The sequence below is a fragment of the Sessilibacter corallicola genome (assembly GCF_021290925.1).
Lineage (GTDB): Bacteria > Pseudomonadota > Gammaproteobacteria > Pseudomonadales > Cellvibrionaceae > Sessilibacter > Sessilibacter corallicola.
Genome location: NZ_JAJSLX010000002.1, coordinates 965,189 through 980,125, shown reverse-complemented (window position 1 = coordinate 980,125; position 14,937 = coordinate 965,189). Strand labels below are relative to the sequence as shown.

Annotated in this window: 12 protein-coding genes; 7 read left to right on the top strand and 5 right to left on the bottom strand. The window is 42.2% G+C overall.

Annotated features, from left to right (window positions below; genetic code table 11):
• The first annotated feature begins 235 nt into the window (after nucleotides 1–235).
• Together LU361_RS11435 and LU361_RS11430 are read left to right on the top strand one after the other, a co-directional pair.
• Entirely contained in the window at nucleotides 236–2,053 is a 1,818-nt protein-coding gene (locus LU361_RS11435; RefSeq protein WP_233088976.1) for a glycoside hydrolase family 125 protein, read from the top strand.
• A gap of 195 nt (nucleotides 2,054–2,248) precedes the next feature.
• Nucleotides 2,249–2,581, top strand: coding sequence for a hypothetical protein (locus LU361_RS11430; RefSeq protein WP_233088975.1), 333 nt, complete (start codon nucleotides 2,249–2,251; stop codon nucleotides 2,579–2,581).
• 7 nt (nucleotides 2,582–2,588) lie between these two features.
• Here LU361_RS11430 and LU361_RS11425 read toward each other — a convergent pair whose 3' ends face one another.
• Both LU361_RS11425 and LU361_RS11420 read right to left on the bottom strand, forming a co-directional pair.
• A complete protein-coding gene (locus LU361_RS11425; protein WP_233088974.1) occupies nucleotides 2,589–3,842 on the bottom strand; it encodes an HD-GYP domain-containing protein in 1,254 nt (417 codons plus the stop codon).
• A gap of 54 nt (nucleotides 3,843–3,896) precedes the next feature.
• Nucleotides 3,897–5,093, bottom strand: a complete 1,197-nt coding sequence (locus LU361_RS11420) for an amino acid aminotransferase (RefSeq protein ID WP_233088973.1) — start codon at nucleotides 5,091–5,093, stop codon at nucleotides 3,897–3,899.
• A gap of 229 nt (nucleotides 5,094–5,322) precedes the next feature.
• On the opposite strand from LU361_RS11420, the gene LU361_RS11415 reads away from it, so the two are divergent.
• Nucleotides 5,323–5,793: an Lrp/AsnC family transcriptional regulator gene (locus LU361_RS11415; protein WP_233088972.1), complete on the top strand. Its 471-nt coding sequence runs from the start codon at nucleotides 5,323–5,325 to the stop codon at nucleotides 5,791–5,793.
• Between the two features lie 199 nt (nucleotides 5,794–5,992).
• Here the strand turns inward: LU361_RS11415 and LU361_RS11410 are convergent, their stop codons facing one another.
• Nucleotides 5,993–6,865 carry a LysR family transcriptional regulator gene (locus LU361_RS11410; protein WP_233088971.1) on the bottom strand — a complete coding sequence of 291 codons (873 nt, stop codon included), beginning with the start codon at nucleotides 6,863–6,865 and terminating at the stop codon, nucleotides 5,993–5,995.
• A 297-nt stretch (nucleotides 6,866–7,162) separates the two neighbouring features.
• On the opposite strand from LU361_RS11410, the gene LU361_RS11405 reads away from it, so the two are divergent.
• The 4 genes from LU361_RS11405 (at nucleotide 7,163) to LU361_RS11390 (ending at nucleotide 11,883) form a co-directional block, all read left to right on the top strand.
• The gene (locus LU361_RS11405) at nucleotides 7,163–7,864 is read left to right on the top strand and encodes a CoA transferase subunit A (protein ID WP_233088970.1); all 702 of its coding nucleotides are present in this window, start codon (nucleotides 7,163–7,165) and stop codon (nucleotides 7,862–7,864) included.
• A 13-nt stretch (nucleotides 7,865–7,877) separates the two neighbouring features.
• Nucleotides 7,878–8,540: a CoA transferase subunit B gene (locus tag LU361_RS11400; RefSeq protein ID WP_233088969.1), complete on the top strand. Its 663-nt coding sequence runs from the start codon at nucleotides 7,878–7,880 to the stop codon at nucleotides 8,538–8,540.
• A gap of 1,803 nt (nucleotides 8,541–10,343) precedes the next feature.
• On the top strand, nucleotides 10,344–10,706 hold the full coding sequence (locus tag LU361_RS11395) for a group I truncated hemoglobin (protein ID WP_233088968.1): 363 nt from the start codon (nucleotides 10,344–10,346) through the stop codon (nucleotides 10,704–10,706).
• A gap of 142 nt (nucleotides 10,707–10,848) precedes the next feature.
• Nucleotides 10,849–11,883 carry an FAD-binding oxidoreductase gene (locus LU361_RS11390; RefSeq protein WP_233088967.1) on the top strand — a complete coding sequence of 345 codons (1,035 nt, stop codon included), beginning with the start codon at nucleotides 10,849–10,851 and terminating at the stop codon, nucleotides 11,881–11,883.
• A gap of 6 nt (nucleotides 11,884–11,889) precedes the next feature.
• On the opposite strand, the gene LU361_RS11385 is transcribed toward LU361_RS11390, so the two are convergent.
• Both LU361_RS11385 and LU361_RS11380 read right to left on the bottom strand, forming a co-directional pair.
• Complete coding sequence (locus tag LU361_RS11385) at nucleotides 11,890–12,750, bottom strand: nitrate- and nitrite sensing domain-containing protein (RefSeq protein ID WP_233088966.1); 861 nt, start codon at nucleotides 12,748–12,750, stop codon at nucleotides 11,890–11,892.
• A gap of 333 nt (nucleotides 12,751–13,083) precedes the next feature.
• Nucleotides 13,084–14,829 (bottom strand): sugar phosphorylase, encoded by a 1,746-nt coding sequence (locus tag LU361_RS11380; RefSeq protein WP_233088965.1) that lies wholly within the window; start codon nucleotides 14,827–14,829, stop codon nucleotides 13,084–13,086.
• Nucleotides 14,830–14,937 lie beyond the last annotated feature (108 nt).

Genomic DNA, 14,937 nt, shown 5'->3' with positions numbered 1-14,937 from the left:
TATTAAATTCTAAAAATGCATAAAAAGTACGTTTTTCGTGCAAAAACAACAGCTAATACAATACACATAGAAACATATTTTGCATAAATATTGATAAGCAGCTAAAAACCACACAGACCAAAAAGCCAAACACTGCATTTAACACTCATTATGGGTATTAAATATTAAAAAGATAAGTGATATAGTTTTCCCATACCACCTAGACAATAAAAGCTCATACAAAGAGGTGCTGAGCATGGCCATCGATGAATTCTCAAGTGACGTTCACCTGCATTTAGATCCGTTACACACCAAACCCTTAGACATAGGCACGGAAGACTTCGTCGCGTCGATCGATTTATCGGGCAAACTCATTAATTTTGGTAAATATCATCAAAAACAGGGATTTGCAGGATTTACAGTCATCAAACCGTTCGAACAGAGTGATCGCTACTCAGAAGTTGAGGTTCGTAAATTCAGAAAAAGCGTAGCCAATAGCGATGGCTTTGGGCCAAAACTTGAAGGCGATATCACCAACAGAGAGTGCACTTTAATTGCTGGCTCTTTCCCTAAAATAAAAATCACCAATCAGCACGGGGATTATGCGCAATCTATATCTGTCGCAACCCAATACGGAATCATCCAACAGTGGATTTCAAACAAACAGCATTTAAATTGGTGCGGTAATGCTTCGGTACAAAGAGCGGCTTACACCCAAATTACTGAGGGTGGCCCACTTGAAGACATTATTCCCAATAATATTATCGAGCAAACCGGTGATTCTCTTAAAATTACGGATGACAATTTAGGATGCACTTATGTGTGCGAACAGATCTTTCTCAATTCAACATCCGACAACCGCTCTAAACAAGAATTTGAATTTTATGTTCTTCATGCGGTTTCAAACTCCACCCATTCTGCTCAGACAGACATCGATCAATTAAAATCGCTTTTAAACAATGAAGGTTTTGATGCACTGATAAACAGACTCGCCCACCTCGAAGATCAAAAGCTACAAGGCACCCCCAATGACACAATATATCGCCGTGGAATTACTTACGCCGAACAAGTAAGTATTCCTCTGTCGGATCATCCCGATGCCACCTGTATTCTCACCGACCATATGTTATTGCCATTATCGTGGAATCGAGATGCTTACTTTGTCGCCAGAGTTCTTCTTGATAAATCCAGCGAAGGAAGAGACATTGTTCGCAAACATATTAATTGGATGTTTGATGTTGCTGACCGAGGCGAATCCAACGAATGGGGTCGATGTTATCTTGCCAATGGAAAAGCAAAAGACTTGGCTTATCAGTTAGACCAGCAGTTTTTTCCTATTTTAGAACTTGCAGAATACACGCTCACCAGTGGTGACACCGAAACGTTAAACCGCTTTGCCAACCAAGTTGATAGCATTATCGATGCGGTTATGAAACGAAAACACGAAAACTGTTTTTTGTTTCCCACCGACGAAACACCCGGCGATGACCCACTGGAATATGCTTACCATTTTTCCAGCCATATTTTAATTTGGCACACCTTAAAAACCTACGCCGAAGCTTCTGGAAAAACAGACTATTTAACCCTGGCTGAAAATGTGAAAAAAGATTCGCTGTCTCAATTCACTACCAGCTGGGAAGGCAAACCGATATTTTCTTACGCCTGCGATACGTTAGGTAATCACTTACTGTATCACGATGCCAACGACGTACCTTTAGCACTCGCAATCCAGTGGGATTTTTGCGATGCGCAAAATACAACGTGGCTAAACACCCTGGATTTTTCGTTTAGCCAAGCCAATGCATCCGGTATTTTTGGATGCAACCAATTAGGCTCCGTGCACACCAAAGCACCTTGGCCACTGGGCGATATTCAAGAAGCCATCATTGCGAAAGAAACCAATAATCAGGAACGCTTTAATGCGACAGTAAAGCGCATCAATCAAGCAGCACAATTTGACGGCGCGCTACCAGAAGCTTACTCAAGTGACGATAACTCGGTATTTTCTCGACATTGGTTCGCCTGGCCCAACGCTTTTTACTGCATGCTAATCAACCGGTTTGGCAATCATTAAGTTTTTATATTTCCGTTAATTTCTTCGCACACAATCAAAAAAGGAGCTGAACTCAGCTCCTTTACACCCCCAGTTTTTAGATTACGCATCAATGCGCTCTTCACTCACACTCAACGATTCTAGCAATGGGATTTACTCTCAATTTACCGCACTGCGTTATGAGTTTACTTATGTTTAATCATCGCAGGAGCCCGCGTGAAAAAATTTCTTTCCATTCTCGTTTTACTTTCAATATCACACTTTAGTTCAGCAGATTGCACAGCAGATAGATGCACAACCACGGTAGATCGTGTTTATCCGACCGGAGCTAATAACGGTGGGGTTTATATTAAACCTGCCGGGTCTTTGGCAGGAATTAACTGCACACCATTAGGTGGTATTTATTTTACTATGTATAAGAGCCACAACGTATTTGAAGAAACCTACTCGTTATTGCTAACGGCATTGGTGACTCAAAAAGAAGTGACCATCAGAATTATTGAGGGCACAGACTCTTGTGAAGTAGCGTACGTTTACATCGATAATTAAATAAAAATTATCGACTGCGAAACATCAACCCTTTTTCTTGATACTCGCGCACGCTCACATTAAAAGCACCGTCTGCGTGAGTATCTTTAATTAAAAAGCATTTATCCAATTTGCCCTGTTCAATTAACGCTAAATCAATGATTTTTTCTTTAACAGGCACTTTATTAGCATCCCGTAAAATAATCACCTTCGGCAATTGGCGATAGCGTTGATTGGTTTCAACCACAAGCCCAATCTCACCATTCACAAGCTCCACAACAGACCCAGGCGGATAAAGCCCGACAGTTTTTAAAAAAACTTCGGTCAGCTCTTTATCGTAGTGCGTTCCACGCTCATGAAAAATTATTTTTAACGCTTTGGTCGCAGGAAAAGCCGGTTTGTACACTCGGTGCGCTGTCATTGCATCAAAGGCATCAACAATGGCAATAATTCTGGCGTAGCGACCGATTTTAGAATCGGTAAGCCCTCGTGGGTAGCCTTTTCCGTCCATTCGCTCATGGTGGCTCCAGGCAACGTCCACCGCTTGCGCCGCGCCACTGCCTGCCGACATCAATAAATTGCGGCCATAAGTCGTGTGCCGCTGCATGATTTTTAATTCTTCGTCGGTAAGCCTGCCGGGTTTATTCAAAATTTCTAGAGGCACTTTCATTTTGCCAACATCGTGCAAAAGACCGCACATACCAATGTCATGGAGTTCGTTTTCAGCGTAACCCAATTGACGGGCAAAGGCGATGGCGAGAATACAGACATTCAAACAATGCTCGGCTGTGTATTCGTCTTGACTGCGGATTTTAGACATCCACATTAAGGCATCAGCGTTGCGCAGAATACTATCGACGCATTCGTTCACCAGACCTTTGGCTTGTTCGGTATTGATCACCGACGACAGCCTGGCTTCATCTAACAGACTTTTGGTGATGCGGCGGGCTTCCCGGTAAACACCGAATACCTTTTGGTTTTCTTCTCGGACGGGAATTTTATTGATGTAGCGCTGACGTTTAGGCGCGTTTTTGAGGGTTTTATTGGAAAAGTTATCGACCCACTGCTCTTCGTGAACATCCACCCAAACGTGTTCGCAAAACTCAGCCAGGGTTTCGATATCCTCCATGGATTCAACCAAAAACCCTTGCATCAGAAACGGGGTTTCAAGCCAATCTCGATCGAGCTTGGAAACCCACATTCCGATTTGAAGCTCGCTGATGTGAAGCTTCTTAGTTTCAGTGTTAGAAACAAAATGTCCGCTGTGTATCTCGCTGGACATGTAAGGCCCTCGAATCCGTGAGAGCGGCTAATTTAGGTCACTCTCACACGTTTGTCATAACTTAACCACCTCAGACACTGCACGGCACAGGTAAGGCAGATTGCCAGGGTTAATTCCAGCAACGCTAATGCGACTGGACTTAATGATATATACACTATAGTCCGTCTTTAGGCGGTCTACCTGGGTTTCGGTCAGGCCTAAGAACGAAAACATTCCGAATTGCTGTTTAATAAAACTAAAGTCTCGATCACAGCCGAGTGCAGCAATACCATCGGCAAGTGCAGAGCGCATGGCCACGATTCGTTCGCGCATCGCGTTAACTTCGCTATGCCACATGTCTCTTAAATCTGGATTCGATAAAACCGTTTCAACTAAGGCCGCACCGTGCGCTGGAGGCATGGAGTAAATCCCGCGGGCAACATTCAGTGCCTGATTCATAACCGTTGATGTTTGTTGAGCATCGCTGACAACCACCGACAAACTGCCGGCGCGCTCTCGATAAAGACCGAAGTTTTTCGAAAATGAATTACACACAACTACTTCAGGCAGATGCTCCGACATGTAGCGGATTCCGTAGGCGTCGTCGTCCAACGAGAGACCAAAACCCTGGTAAGCCATATCAATAAAAGGAACAAAACCGTTCTTTTGAGCGAGTTCGGTCAGTATTCGCCACTGTTCTTTGGTTAAATCTGCACCACAGGGATTGTGGCAACTTGCGTGAATTAACACCAAATCGCCAGCGCCTGCGTTTTCAAGGGTCGACACCATTTTATCGAATGAAACGCTGTGCGATTCGCTGTCGTAGTATGGATACAACTCAATATTGATACCGGTACTGCTTAACAGAGGGAAATGGTTGGGCCAGCTGGGATCGCTCAACCACACTTTTGCGTCGGGATTTGCGCGCATGATCAGTTTGGCAGCAAGATGCAACGAGGCGCAGCCTCCGGTCGCTTGAACCGTGGCAATTCGGTTGTCTTTTAACGCTGGATGGGATTCGCCGAAGATTAATTCGTTAACTTTACCGATAAAGTTCTCAGTACCACCCGGAGGTTGATACACCTTACTGGTCTCAGACTCCAAATAACGGATTTGAGCCTCTCTTACCGCAGCCATAACCGGAGTGTGGTTACTTTCGTCTTTGTATACACCAACACTTAAATCGATTTTATTAGGATTGTTATCACGCTTACATTCAGCAACCAACCCTAAAATTGGGTCGGGTACTAATGTCGGTAAAGTTTCGAACATTCTGCACTCCAATCACGGCACTCCCAATTTTTTTACTGGGATGTGTCAAATAGTTGTCAGCTCCGCCAGCTCCCTTAAATTCGGGAATGAAGGGAACTGAATTTTTGGCGAATTCTCTAAGCTAACAGCTGTTAAGAAATTCTTAAAGTAAAAAAATAGCCAATGTTAAGCATTTTTTAAATCTAGTTCTATCATTAGTAAGAACCTATCAATAGTTGGATCGAGGCGTATGTCTTCAACCACAGATATCGATGATTATGATCGCAAAATCCTACGGGCACTCCAAGAGAATGCTGATTACTCTATGGCAGAATTGGGTGAAAAAGTGGGGCTATCTCACACTCCGTGCTGGAGAAGAATCAAGCGTTTAGAAGCTGACGGTATTATTCGCAGCCGCGTCACACTTCTCGACCCGAACAAGCTCGATTTAAGCGTTAGCTTGCTCGCTCAGGTGAATATGTCCAGACACGACGAAGCAACCCGCCAAGCGTTTGAGCAGGCGGTGCTCGAAATTCGAGAAATTATTGAGTGTTATTCAATCAGCGGCGATAACGATTACGTTCTAAAAATTACCGTTAAAAGTGTTTCCCAATACGAACAGCTTTTGAAAAACACCTTATTGAATTTACCGGGTGTTGCTTCCATCAGCTCGGATTTCGCACTAAAACAGGTGAAGTACACAACCCAATTGCCGATTTAAACCCGTTTATGAGGCTCAGAAATTTCGTTATTTACACGCGTTTTATTAGGGTGCTTTTTTATGAATTTAAACACGCGTAAACAAGCAATAGTTATTATTTTCGAATAAATGACGAATGGCTTTGAGTGTTGCCAAACAATTTATAAAATAAAATGAATAAAACGGATTTAAAAATACGCTGCTGCGAGAACACAAATAACTAAAGCTGACTGTGAAGCGCTTTAGCCGCCGCTGATAACGCAAATCGAGTCCGCCAAATAACACCCACACTTCGCTCTATTTTTGGCGTTAACAACGGCAAACACACCGCCCCAGACTCTTCCATTTGCTGTTCACACATTTTCGGCACCGTACTGACGCCCAATCCTAGAGAAACCAATTTGCCCACCGTTGCCAGCTGATTCACTTCAATTGCGGGAGTAATTTGTAAATCGTGATCGGCCAAAACTTCCTCAATGTACAAACGCATGCTCGACGGTTTTTGCAACATAATTAAGGTATCGTCGACCAATTCGGCCCAGGTAACCGACGCCTTTTTGGTTAACGGATGTTTCTGCGGCACAACGGCAATTAATTCGTCGTTAAACAATTCTTTAAAAATTAAATCATCGGATTCACCGGGATTAAAACAGATGCCCAATTCAGCTCGCCCCTGACGCACCAAATCGATCACCGATTCGTTCAACACATCGTGCAAGAGAATATTAATATTGGGAAATTGGTTTTTAAACGTCGCAAGAATGCTGGGCAACCTCGCCACCGCAAACGACGGCATGGCGGCAATAATTAAACGACCCTGCTTTAAATTGAAGGAATTGACGACATCACCGAGCGCTTGATCCCAATCATTGAGCAAACGCAGAGCCACTGGGTAAAAAGCCTCACCTTCGGGTGTCAGATGAAGCGAACGTGTTGATCGGCTGAACAAGCCACCACCGAGGGAGTCTTCCAAGTTCTTGATCGTGATACTCAGCGCTGGCTGCGACAGATGCAATCGCTCACACGCTTCCGCAAAACTTCGACATTGGGCCAGCGCTACAAACGCGTTAATCTGCTTTACGGTTACATTCATTATCACGGCCTCTTTGGTATCTCAGAAGGTATTGTTAGCCGAATAACCCACAACCAATAAATTTAAAATATAAATGAAACTATAATTTATTTATATTTGATAAATAAATCAACATTCGCAATGATAAAGCCACTCACCGGTAAAAAGGGCGTTTGCAGCGTTTTTCTGAGAACATATAAACATAACCACTCACTAAAATTTGCAAACAACGGCTTTACCACCCAGGCTTAAACAGCCAGGTCAAAAGTTAGTTACAACAACAATCACTGTCATCACAAATACATCAAAGGAGACGTTATGTCCGGTTTTGATAAAGTTGTGTCCAGCTACGAAGAAGCCATGGCGGGACTGACCGATAACATGACCATAGTTGCAGGCGGATTCGGTCTCTGCGGCATTCCCGAAGGCTGTATCAGCCAAATTAAAGCAATGGGTGCAAAAGGATTAACAATCGTTTCCAACAACTGCGGAATCGATGGGTTTGGTTTGGGCATCCTGCTTGAAGATCGCCAAATTAAAAAAATGGTGGCCTCCTACGTTGGTGAAAACGCGCTGTTCGAACAACAATTGCTCTCTGGAGAACTGGAAGTCGAACTCACACCACAAGGCACACTGGCTGAAAAAATGCGCGCCGGTGGCGCTGGCATTCCAGCATTCTATACCGCCACAGGTTACGGAACCCCAGTTGGCGAAGGTAAAGAGTCGAGAAGCTTTAACGGTCGCGACTACATATTAGAAGAATCCATTGTCGGTGATTTCGCCATTGTTAAAGGTTGGAAAGCGGATCGCTTCGGCAACGTTGTTTACCGCAACACCGCACAAAACTTTAACCCAATTGCGGCAACTGCCGGAAAAATCACCGTGGTTGAAGTTGAAGAAATCGTCGAGCCAGGAGAAATCGAGCCTGCGCATATTCAAACGCCAGGTATCTATGTCGACCGTTTAATCAAAGGCACCTTTGAAAAACGAATCGAACAACGAACTGTGCGTGCAAGCTAAGGGGAGATGAACAATGGCTTTAACTAGAGAACAAATGGCACAACGTGTTGCCTGTGAACTTAAAGACGGCTATTACGTAAACCTTGGCATTGGGATTCCCACGTTAGTTGCGAACTACATTCCCGACGGCATGTCGATCATGTTCCAATCCGAAAACGGTCTACTCGGCATGGGACAATTCCCAACCGAAGACGAAGTCGACGCGGATATGATCAACGCCGGTAAACAAACCGTGACTGCAATTCCAGGGGCGTCGATTTTTTCTTCAGCAGAATCTTTCGGCATGATCCGAGGCGGCCACGTAGATTTGACGGTATTGGGTGCATTTGAAATTGATGTCAGCGGTAATATCGCTTCTTGGATGATTCCCGGCAAGCTCATTAAAGGTATGGGCGGCGCCATGGATTTAGTGGCGGGTGCGGATAACATCATTGTTGTTATGACACACGCCAGCAAGCACGGTGAATCAAAATTGCTCACTGAATGTACTCTGCCATTAACCGGAGCAGGCTGCATTAAGAAAGTTCTTACTGACCTTGCGTATCTAGAAATTAAAGACCAAAAGTTCTGGCTAAAAGAACGAGCGCCCGGCGTTTCAGTGGAAGAAATTGCTGAAAAAACCGCAGGTGCTTTGGTTATACCGGACCACGTTCCTGAAATGAAATTTTCCGTTTAATTGCCATTTCAGCTTTGCTAGAGCCATCTTTGGATGGTTCTAGCTTTTTCCCATTTCGTCACAATTCCTCAACACGTATTTTCTCCAAAACCGTCAACGTACCCTCCTCCATAAATCTTCTTGTGAATTTTTTCTTTGATCTAGGGGCTCGGCGTATTTTTCCCGTATTTCGTGTTGCAGCTCGTTCATTTGGAACAACCAAATCACACTCACTGCGCCTAAAATACGAAAAAAATACACTCCAGCAGGTGTGATTAAGTGAGTGTGAACAGGCCCTAATATCCTAAACATCGAATGCATCAGTTGGGATGCGACAATAAGTAGCCGTCTAGAAAAATCTCTGATTAAAAATAAAATTGATAACCGTATCGCAAAAGATTTTTCTATTTATTTTTAGTTCACCATATAAAAGATTTTAAAATTAGAAATAAATTGCAACTCGAAAATTTCAGTTTATTTAACGCGAAATTAAAATACAGTCTCGCACTCGCGTTTTCATTAAACACATACTTTCTGATAATTAATGCAATAAACGCGAACAAAATTATTCCAGCTGATTTTTATAATCGCCAGTGTCACAAGACACACTAGGATTACAATTCTAACGATGATTAAGCATTTTTATAATTCCCAGTAATATTACAGAATCATGAAACGATACATTGTTTAACGGAGAGGTTTTCAATAAATGAACATATGTCACAAAAAATAGGCGCTTAAAAAGCGCCCAAGCAACACCTTAGGGAATGTGAGATATAATCTCGCTAGGAAACATTGAAAAATTAAAGCACTTAATTTCACAACGTATCTCTCAGACTTAGGGGCACTATATAAGTTCAAAATATTTTCGAATTTATTTGCCAACTACCTAAACAGTGCAGTAAGTCACTATTTAATCTCAGTTTGCGTTAATTTTCCGCACCGCCACATGCAATTTAAGCCAGAAAATTCAATCAGTTAGACGATATTACAGATAAGTTCCCGGATTTTGTCGATAAATTCATTAATTTTTGAATTTATTCATACTGTCGCTTTTATCAGGAGGCTTGATCAACAATAACGCATAAGAACGAGTAAACCATCAAAACTCGCCATAGCAGGTTTCATCAATTTACCTAAGCATATTCATTTTTGTTACAAAACTGATCGAAAACCAAACAAAGAGAGAAATTTCAAACCACATCCGCTTACCGCTCCCGCGAACACAGAAAAAACAACACACTATTTGGTTTTTAAATAAGAACAAAGAAGTAAAAAACGATTTCAGCAAGAAGCCAGTGAGAAGCTCGTGAATACCAATCGTTTTAGGGCCTGTTCACACTAATTTAAGCAGAATAACCAAGCCTGGCATAGTCTGACAAAATAATTAATTCAAGGTAATTATCGAGAATGAGTTCAGCCTTATAACCACTGACAGAAAAATTTTACCCGTCTTGAAAATTTACGAATAACCAATAATTAAACCCCGAAACTTTTTCAATAGCTCCAGTTTCAGTGGCTATAGTTTTAGTAGCTCTCGTTTTGATGGCTCTAGTTTTAGTGGATACGGTTTTAGTAGCTACAGTTATCGTGTGATACCGAGTTATCCACAACCAGATCTGCTAACAGGCTGAGTTATGTTTGGGCATAAATGATGCTTACAGATGGAATATTAGAAAACCAAATACTAAAAACAACCGTGTGTTAAACAAGTTGTACCGAGTCAATAACCGTGAACATTACTCGTACTCAACGCAACTTCACACTGTTCGATTATATAGACACACCGTACTGATTAGCGTACTGAACGCAATGGAGAAGACAATGAGTGACGTTTCTGTATTTAATAAATTAGGTGGCGCTCCAGCCGTTGATGCCGCCGTCGATATTTTTTATCGCAAAGTGTTAAGCGATGATCGAATCAGCCACTTTTTCGATTCCACCGACATGGAAGAACAACACAACAAACAAAAAGCTTTTTTAACAATGGCTTTTGGCGGTCCCAATAACTACAACGGCAAAGACATGCGTGAAGCTCATAAACACATGCAATTAACCGACACACATTTTGGCGCAGTCGCAGAAGCCTTGGTTTCAACACTAGAAGAACTTAACGTGCCTAAAGAAGATATTGATTCCGTCGTAGAAATTGCGCTGAGCGTAAAAGACGATGTTCTCAATGTATAAATAGAGAAAAAGATCACACAAACGCAGCTTACTCGAGCCGCTGCGCTTTTTAAGCCGAAACAACCCAATTTTGTCAGCAATGACAAATATCATTACACTGTTTAATTGAGTAAACTCTAATAAATTAGGCGAGACCCTCTTAATGAGTATAGACCACTCAAACGTTATAAAACCGTCCCAAATAACGTTTAACAAGAATTCTATTACCTTAAAACCCGAGGAAAGCGTATTGGAAGCCCTTCTGCGTGAAGGACATGCCATTCCAAACAGTTGCAGAGCTGGCGCGTGTCAATGTTGTTTAATGCAAGTAACCCCAGAGGGCAAAGCACACTTGCCTGCGTCGAGCCAACAGGGTTTGACCTCGCCTGAAAAAGAACTGGGCTATTTTTTATCTTGTAGCTGCGTACCCAGCAATCCCATCACTGTGCAGCTGCCCAGCGAAGCTTCGGACTCTGCGATCACCACACAAATTACCGAAGTACGACCACTCAATAACACAATATTGAGAGTGCGTTTCTCGGCACCGTTAGATTACCGCCCAGGACAATACCTGAATTTACTGTTCACCGACGACGCTGGCGTGCAACACACACGCAGTTATTCCATAGCCAGTGTTCCCGAATTAGATCAGACGACTGTTGAGCTGCACATAAAAACTTACGAGAACGGAGTGTTTGGCCGGTGGATTAAAGGTTCTAGTGTTCAAGATCAAAATATTGAAATCCAAGGCCCGTTGGGCCACTGCTTCTATTCTGATTCACTCGCCCATGACAACACCAACACGCTGCTCCTTGCGGGCTTAGGTACTGGCCTTGCACCGCTGTACGGTATTGTCCGAGATGCGCTGAATCAAGGCTTTGACAAACCTATCCATTTGGTCGCTGGAGCTCGAAATAGCAACGATATTTATCTCATCGAAGAGCTGAATAAATTGGAAAAGCAATTTCCTAATCTTCACGTATCGCTCGTGGCATTAGAGGGTGAAGAATACGAGGGAATTAAAATAGAAAACATCTACGATTTTTGCAAAAATCTAGACATTGATTTTTCGAAAACTCACGCATTTTTGTGCGGTGCACAATCGTTTGTTGGCAAGTTAAAAAAGCAATTATTCTTGAGTGGCACTCCCATGAAAAGCATTATGAGCGACCCTTTTCTACCGGCAAAAAATCCCTAGGTTTTGTTAAGGTGAATTAAAGATTGGGTGAATGGGTGATTCTCGAAAAATATGATCGGTTAAATGATTAATTTCTAATTGGTAATGGTTGTACAAACCGTCAATGGCTGCTGTGCCCAAATTAAAATATTCGTGCGGCATTATTGACGGTTTTCTAACAATAATACTGTCGTCAACACTCGATAAAAAAAGATCAATATCACGCTCCAACTGCTGATTGTTTAGAATATTCATCCACAAACAATCCATGTTCACCTCAATAGCACGCACCAATTCATGCAGGCGAACTCTATCTTCGTCACTATGATAACCCGCAGCAGCAATACCGGTACCCAACGCCCTGACTTGCCCGAGTAATTCCGCTGTGGGTAGTAATTCTTGCCATAAATACCCGTAGCTGCGGTCTGTATCGAATGTTTGTAACTGGATTAACTGATATTCAGTAACACTGAGATCAATACAATCAAGTATTAGCTCTACTAATTCATTATGCTTTGAAAAATTGGCCTCGCAAATCCAGGTTCCGTGAGGATTCGTCAATTTTGCCCAGGTTTTTGTTATCGTCCCCCAAGAGTCGGTGGTCGATAACCATTGATTAGAATGTTCGATTCTATGAATATCTTCACTGATGAAATGTTTTAAATCCAAAATTTGGCAATCAAGCTCATTAGCGCCTTTCATAACGCCGTAATTCAGACCACGATGGCGCTGAACGTGCGACAGCATTCGCTGTAGAGCTTGAATAAGATTGAGTCCTTCACGCTGTCGACTGCGCAGACGGCGCTGATTAACGTATCGGAACGACAATAACGAAATCAGCCCTACTGCCGCCAAAACCAGCAAAAGAACAGGCATTAAATTATCCATCGAAGGCGCTTGCTAATTTAATTTTCTAATTATTTTTTTCTAATTTAGCTCTTACCACACTGATAAACGGCTAATGAGTAATTCGAAATCAGCACAGAGCGACCAGAGCATCACACAACTTTAGCGCAAAACTCAGCATTTCAAAATAATATACTTTTTTTAAAAATTAAAAAAAGCAATCGATTAGTAATAATTATAATTAAAAGTAGGAAAGCTGATAACCAAAAGAGCAACAAAAATACGATTCATCAAATTTTTAAAAATAAACCGTAAATTTGTCACTCTTTGGCGATAACTGAGAAATGGCAGTAAACCGTTGTAATTTAAATAAAATTACAGGTTACTGATCCAAAGCGTTTGGTAAGGCTGAACTTCTATTCCAAGTTCAATAGAGTCGTAAACTGTACCTGTGATTAAATCACACCAGTTGTCAGTACTGATTAAATTGATGTCGGACAACGATAAATTAATCACTTCGTCACTGATATTATTAATGCAAAATATACTCTGACGTCGGTCCATACTTTGACGCCAGAAGCCAAACATTTGATCGCCCAGATGTAAGGTAAACTGAGTCGCATTCGGGTGAAACGCAGGTTGTTCCGCACGCAACTTAATTAAATGCTTTAATCGCGAGTAGGTTTGCGCGTGCTGGGTCCATTCTTGGCCCAATTGATTGACAAGCTCTTCGTAATCCCACTGATGGCGATTGATGGAGCGATTATGATTAGTATGTTTTACCTTTTCATAATCGTTGCCTGTACCCAACAAACTGTGAATATAAATACCTGGAATGCCTTCAAGAGACAACATAATGGCGTGGGCACAAATAAAGCGATCAATGCCCCATTTATCTGGACCTTTTACGGTTCCCTGCAAGGCATCGATCAATGCGATATTAATTTCGTAGGCTTTATTAACACCGCCGTTGGTCGCTCGCCAAGAAATTCGACCCCCAAATGATTGCATGGTGTTAATCAATGTATTCAGTTCTTCGTCTTTGAGAAGACCTTCTGCTGGACGCAAGCCGATACCGTCGTGAGAAGCAATAAAATTAAAATACGCCGTCCCGTTTTGCGCCGGCGGCATACTCATCATCCATTGTTTTAAATACTTACAATTACCAGTAACCAATGTATTGACGAGCAGCGGCGGCAATGAAAAATTGTAGATACAATGCGCTTCATTAGCGTTACCGAAATACGTTAAGTTTTCTCGGTTTGGAATGTTGGTTTCGGTAATTAACATTGCATGTTCAGATGAATGCTCAACCAGGGTTCGAATCAAACGCACCACTTCATGAGTCTGATCTAAATTAATGCACCGAGTCCCTAATTTTTTCCACAAGAACGCGACTGCATCTAAGCGAAATATTTTCACGCCTTTATCTAAATAAAGCCGAATAATCGCTATAAATTCTTTTAATACCTCAGGGTTTTTGAAGTTTAAATCCACTTGATCGTGGCTGAAGGTACACCAGACGTGTTTGATACCCTCATTAGTTTGCGTTTCTCGCAACAGCGGGCTGGTACGTGGGCGGACAACCTGTTCTATATCGTCTTTGGGATCGGCGGTAACGAAATAATCCAAACCAGGTTGACGCCCCAGTTTAAAATTTTCAAACCACAAGCTGCGACTGGAACAGTGGTTAATAACAAGGTCAGCCATTAAATGGTAATCGTCTGAAATCGACGAAATGTCTTGCCAGTCACCCAAACTCTCATTAACCGCTGAAAAATTAATTACCGAGAAACCATCGTCAGATGAGTAAGGAAAAAACGGCAGAATATGCACACTGGTAATCACATCATTACAATAATCTTGTAAAAACCCATGCAATGTCTGTAACGGTGGTTGATTCTCAGTTTTAATGCTATCGCCATACGTAATTAATATGACGTCTTCTTGGCTCCAATGGTTTTGATGAGCAACTGGATTACACACCTCACTATCGAGACGCATTATCGACATAACTTCGTCGGCAAGCGTATCTGTGGTGATGTCCAACGTAACATCGGAGTAAATAACCGATAAATGATGAGCGACTTTTTGTTTTAAGTGATCCATTATCTCACTCATAGATGTCCCAACTCCCTGCAATCGACAGTGTGCAAAAGTGAATTATGAAGCAGTTTTTTATTTGTTGTAAACACAAATATCGTTGCACTTAGTACTCAAACGAGATTT

Excerpts from the sequence above, each read along its gene's own strand:
- LU361_RS11420 (WP_233088973.1), bottom strand. The coding sequence starts at position 5,093 with ATGTTCGAAACTTTACCGACATTAGTACCCGACCCAATTTTAGGGTTG.
- LU361_RS11400 (WP_233088969.1), top strand. The coding sequence starts at position 7,878 with ATGGCTTTAACTAGAGAACAAATGGCACAACGTGTTGCCTGTGAACTT.
- LU361_RS11415 (WP_233088972.1), top strand. The coding sequence starts at position 5,323 with ATGTCTTCAACCACAGATATCGATGATTATGATCGCAAAATCCTACGG.
- LU361_RS11435 (WP_233088976.1), top strand. The coding sequence starts at position 236 with ATGGCCATCGATGAATTCTCAAGTGACGTTCACCTGCATTTAGATCCG.
- LU361_RS11395 (WP_233088968.1), top strand. The coding sequence starts at position 10,344 with ATGAGTGACGTTTCTGTATTTAATAAATTAGGTGGCGCTCCAGCCGTT.
- LU361_RS11380 (WP_233088965.1), bottom strand. The coding sequence starts at position 14,829 with ATGAGTGAGATAATGGATCACTTAAAACAAAAAGTCGCTCATCATTTA.
- LU361_RS11425 (WP_233088974.1), bottom strand. The coding sequence starts at position 3,842 with ATGTCCAGCGAGATACACAGCGGACATTTTGTTTCTAACACTGAAACT.
- LU361_RS11410 (WP_233088971.1), bottom strand. The coding sequence starts at position 6,865 with ATGAATGTAACCGTAAAGCAGATTAACGCGTTTGTAGCGCTGGCCCAA.
- LU361_RS11385 (WP_233088966.1), bottom strand. The coding sequence starts at position 12,750 with ATGGATAATTTAATGCCTGTTCTTTTGCTGGTTTTGGCGGCAGTAGGG.
- LU361_RS11405 (WP_233088970.1), top strand. The coding sequence starts at position 7,163 with ATGTCCGGTTTTGATAAAGTTGTGTCCAGCTACGAAGAAGCCATGGCG.
- LU361_RS11390 (WP_233088967.1), top strand. The coding sequence starts at position 10,849 with ATGAGTATAGACCACTCAAACGTTATAAAACCGTCCCAAATAACGTTT.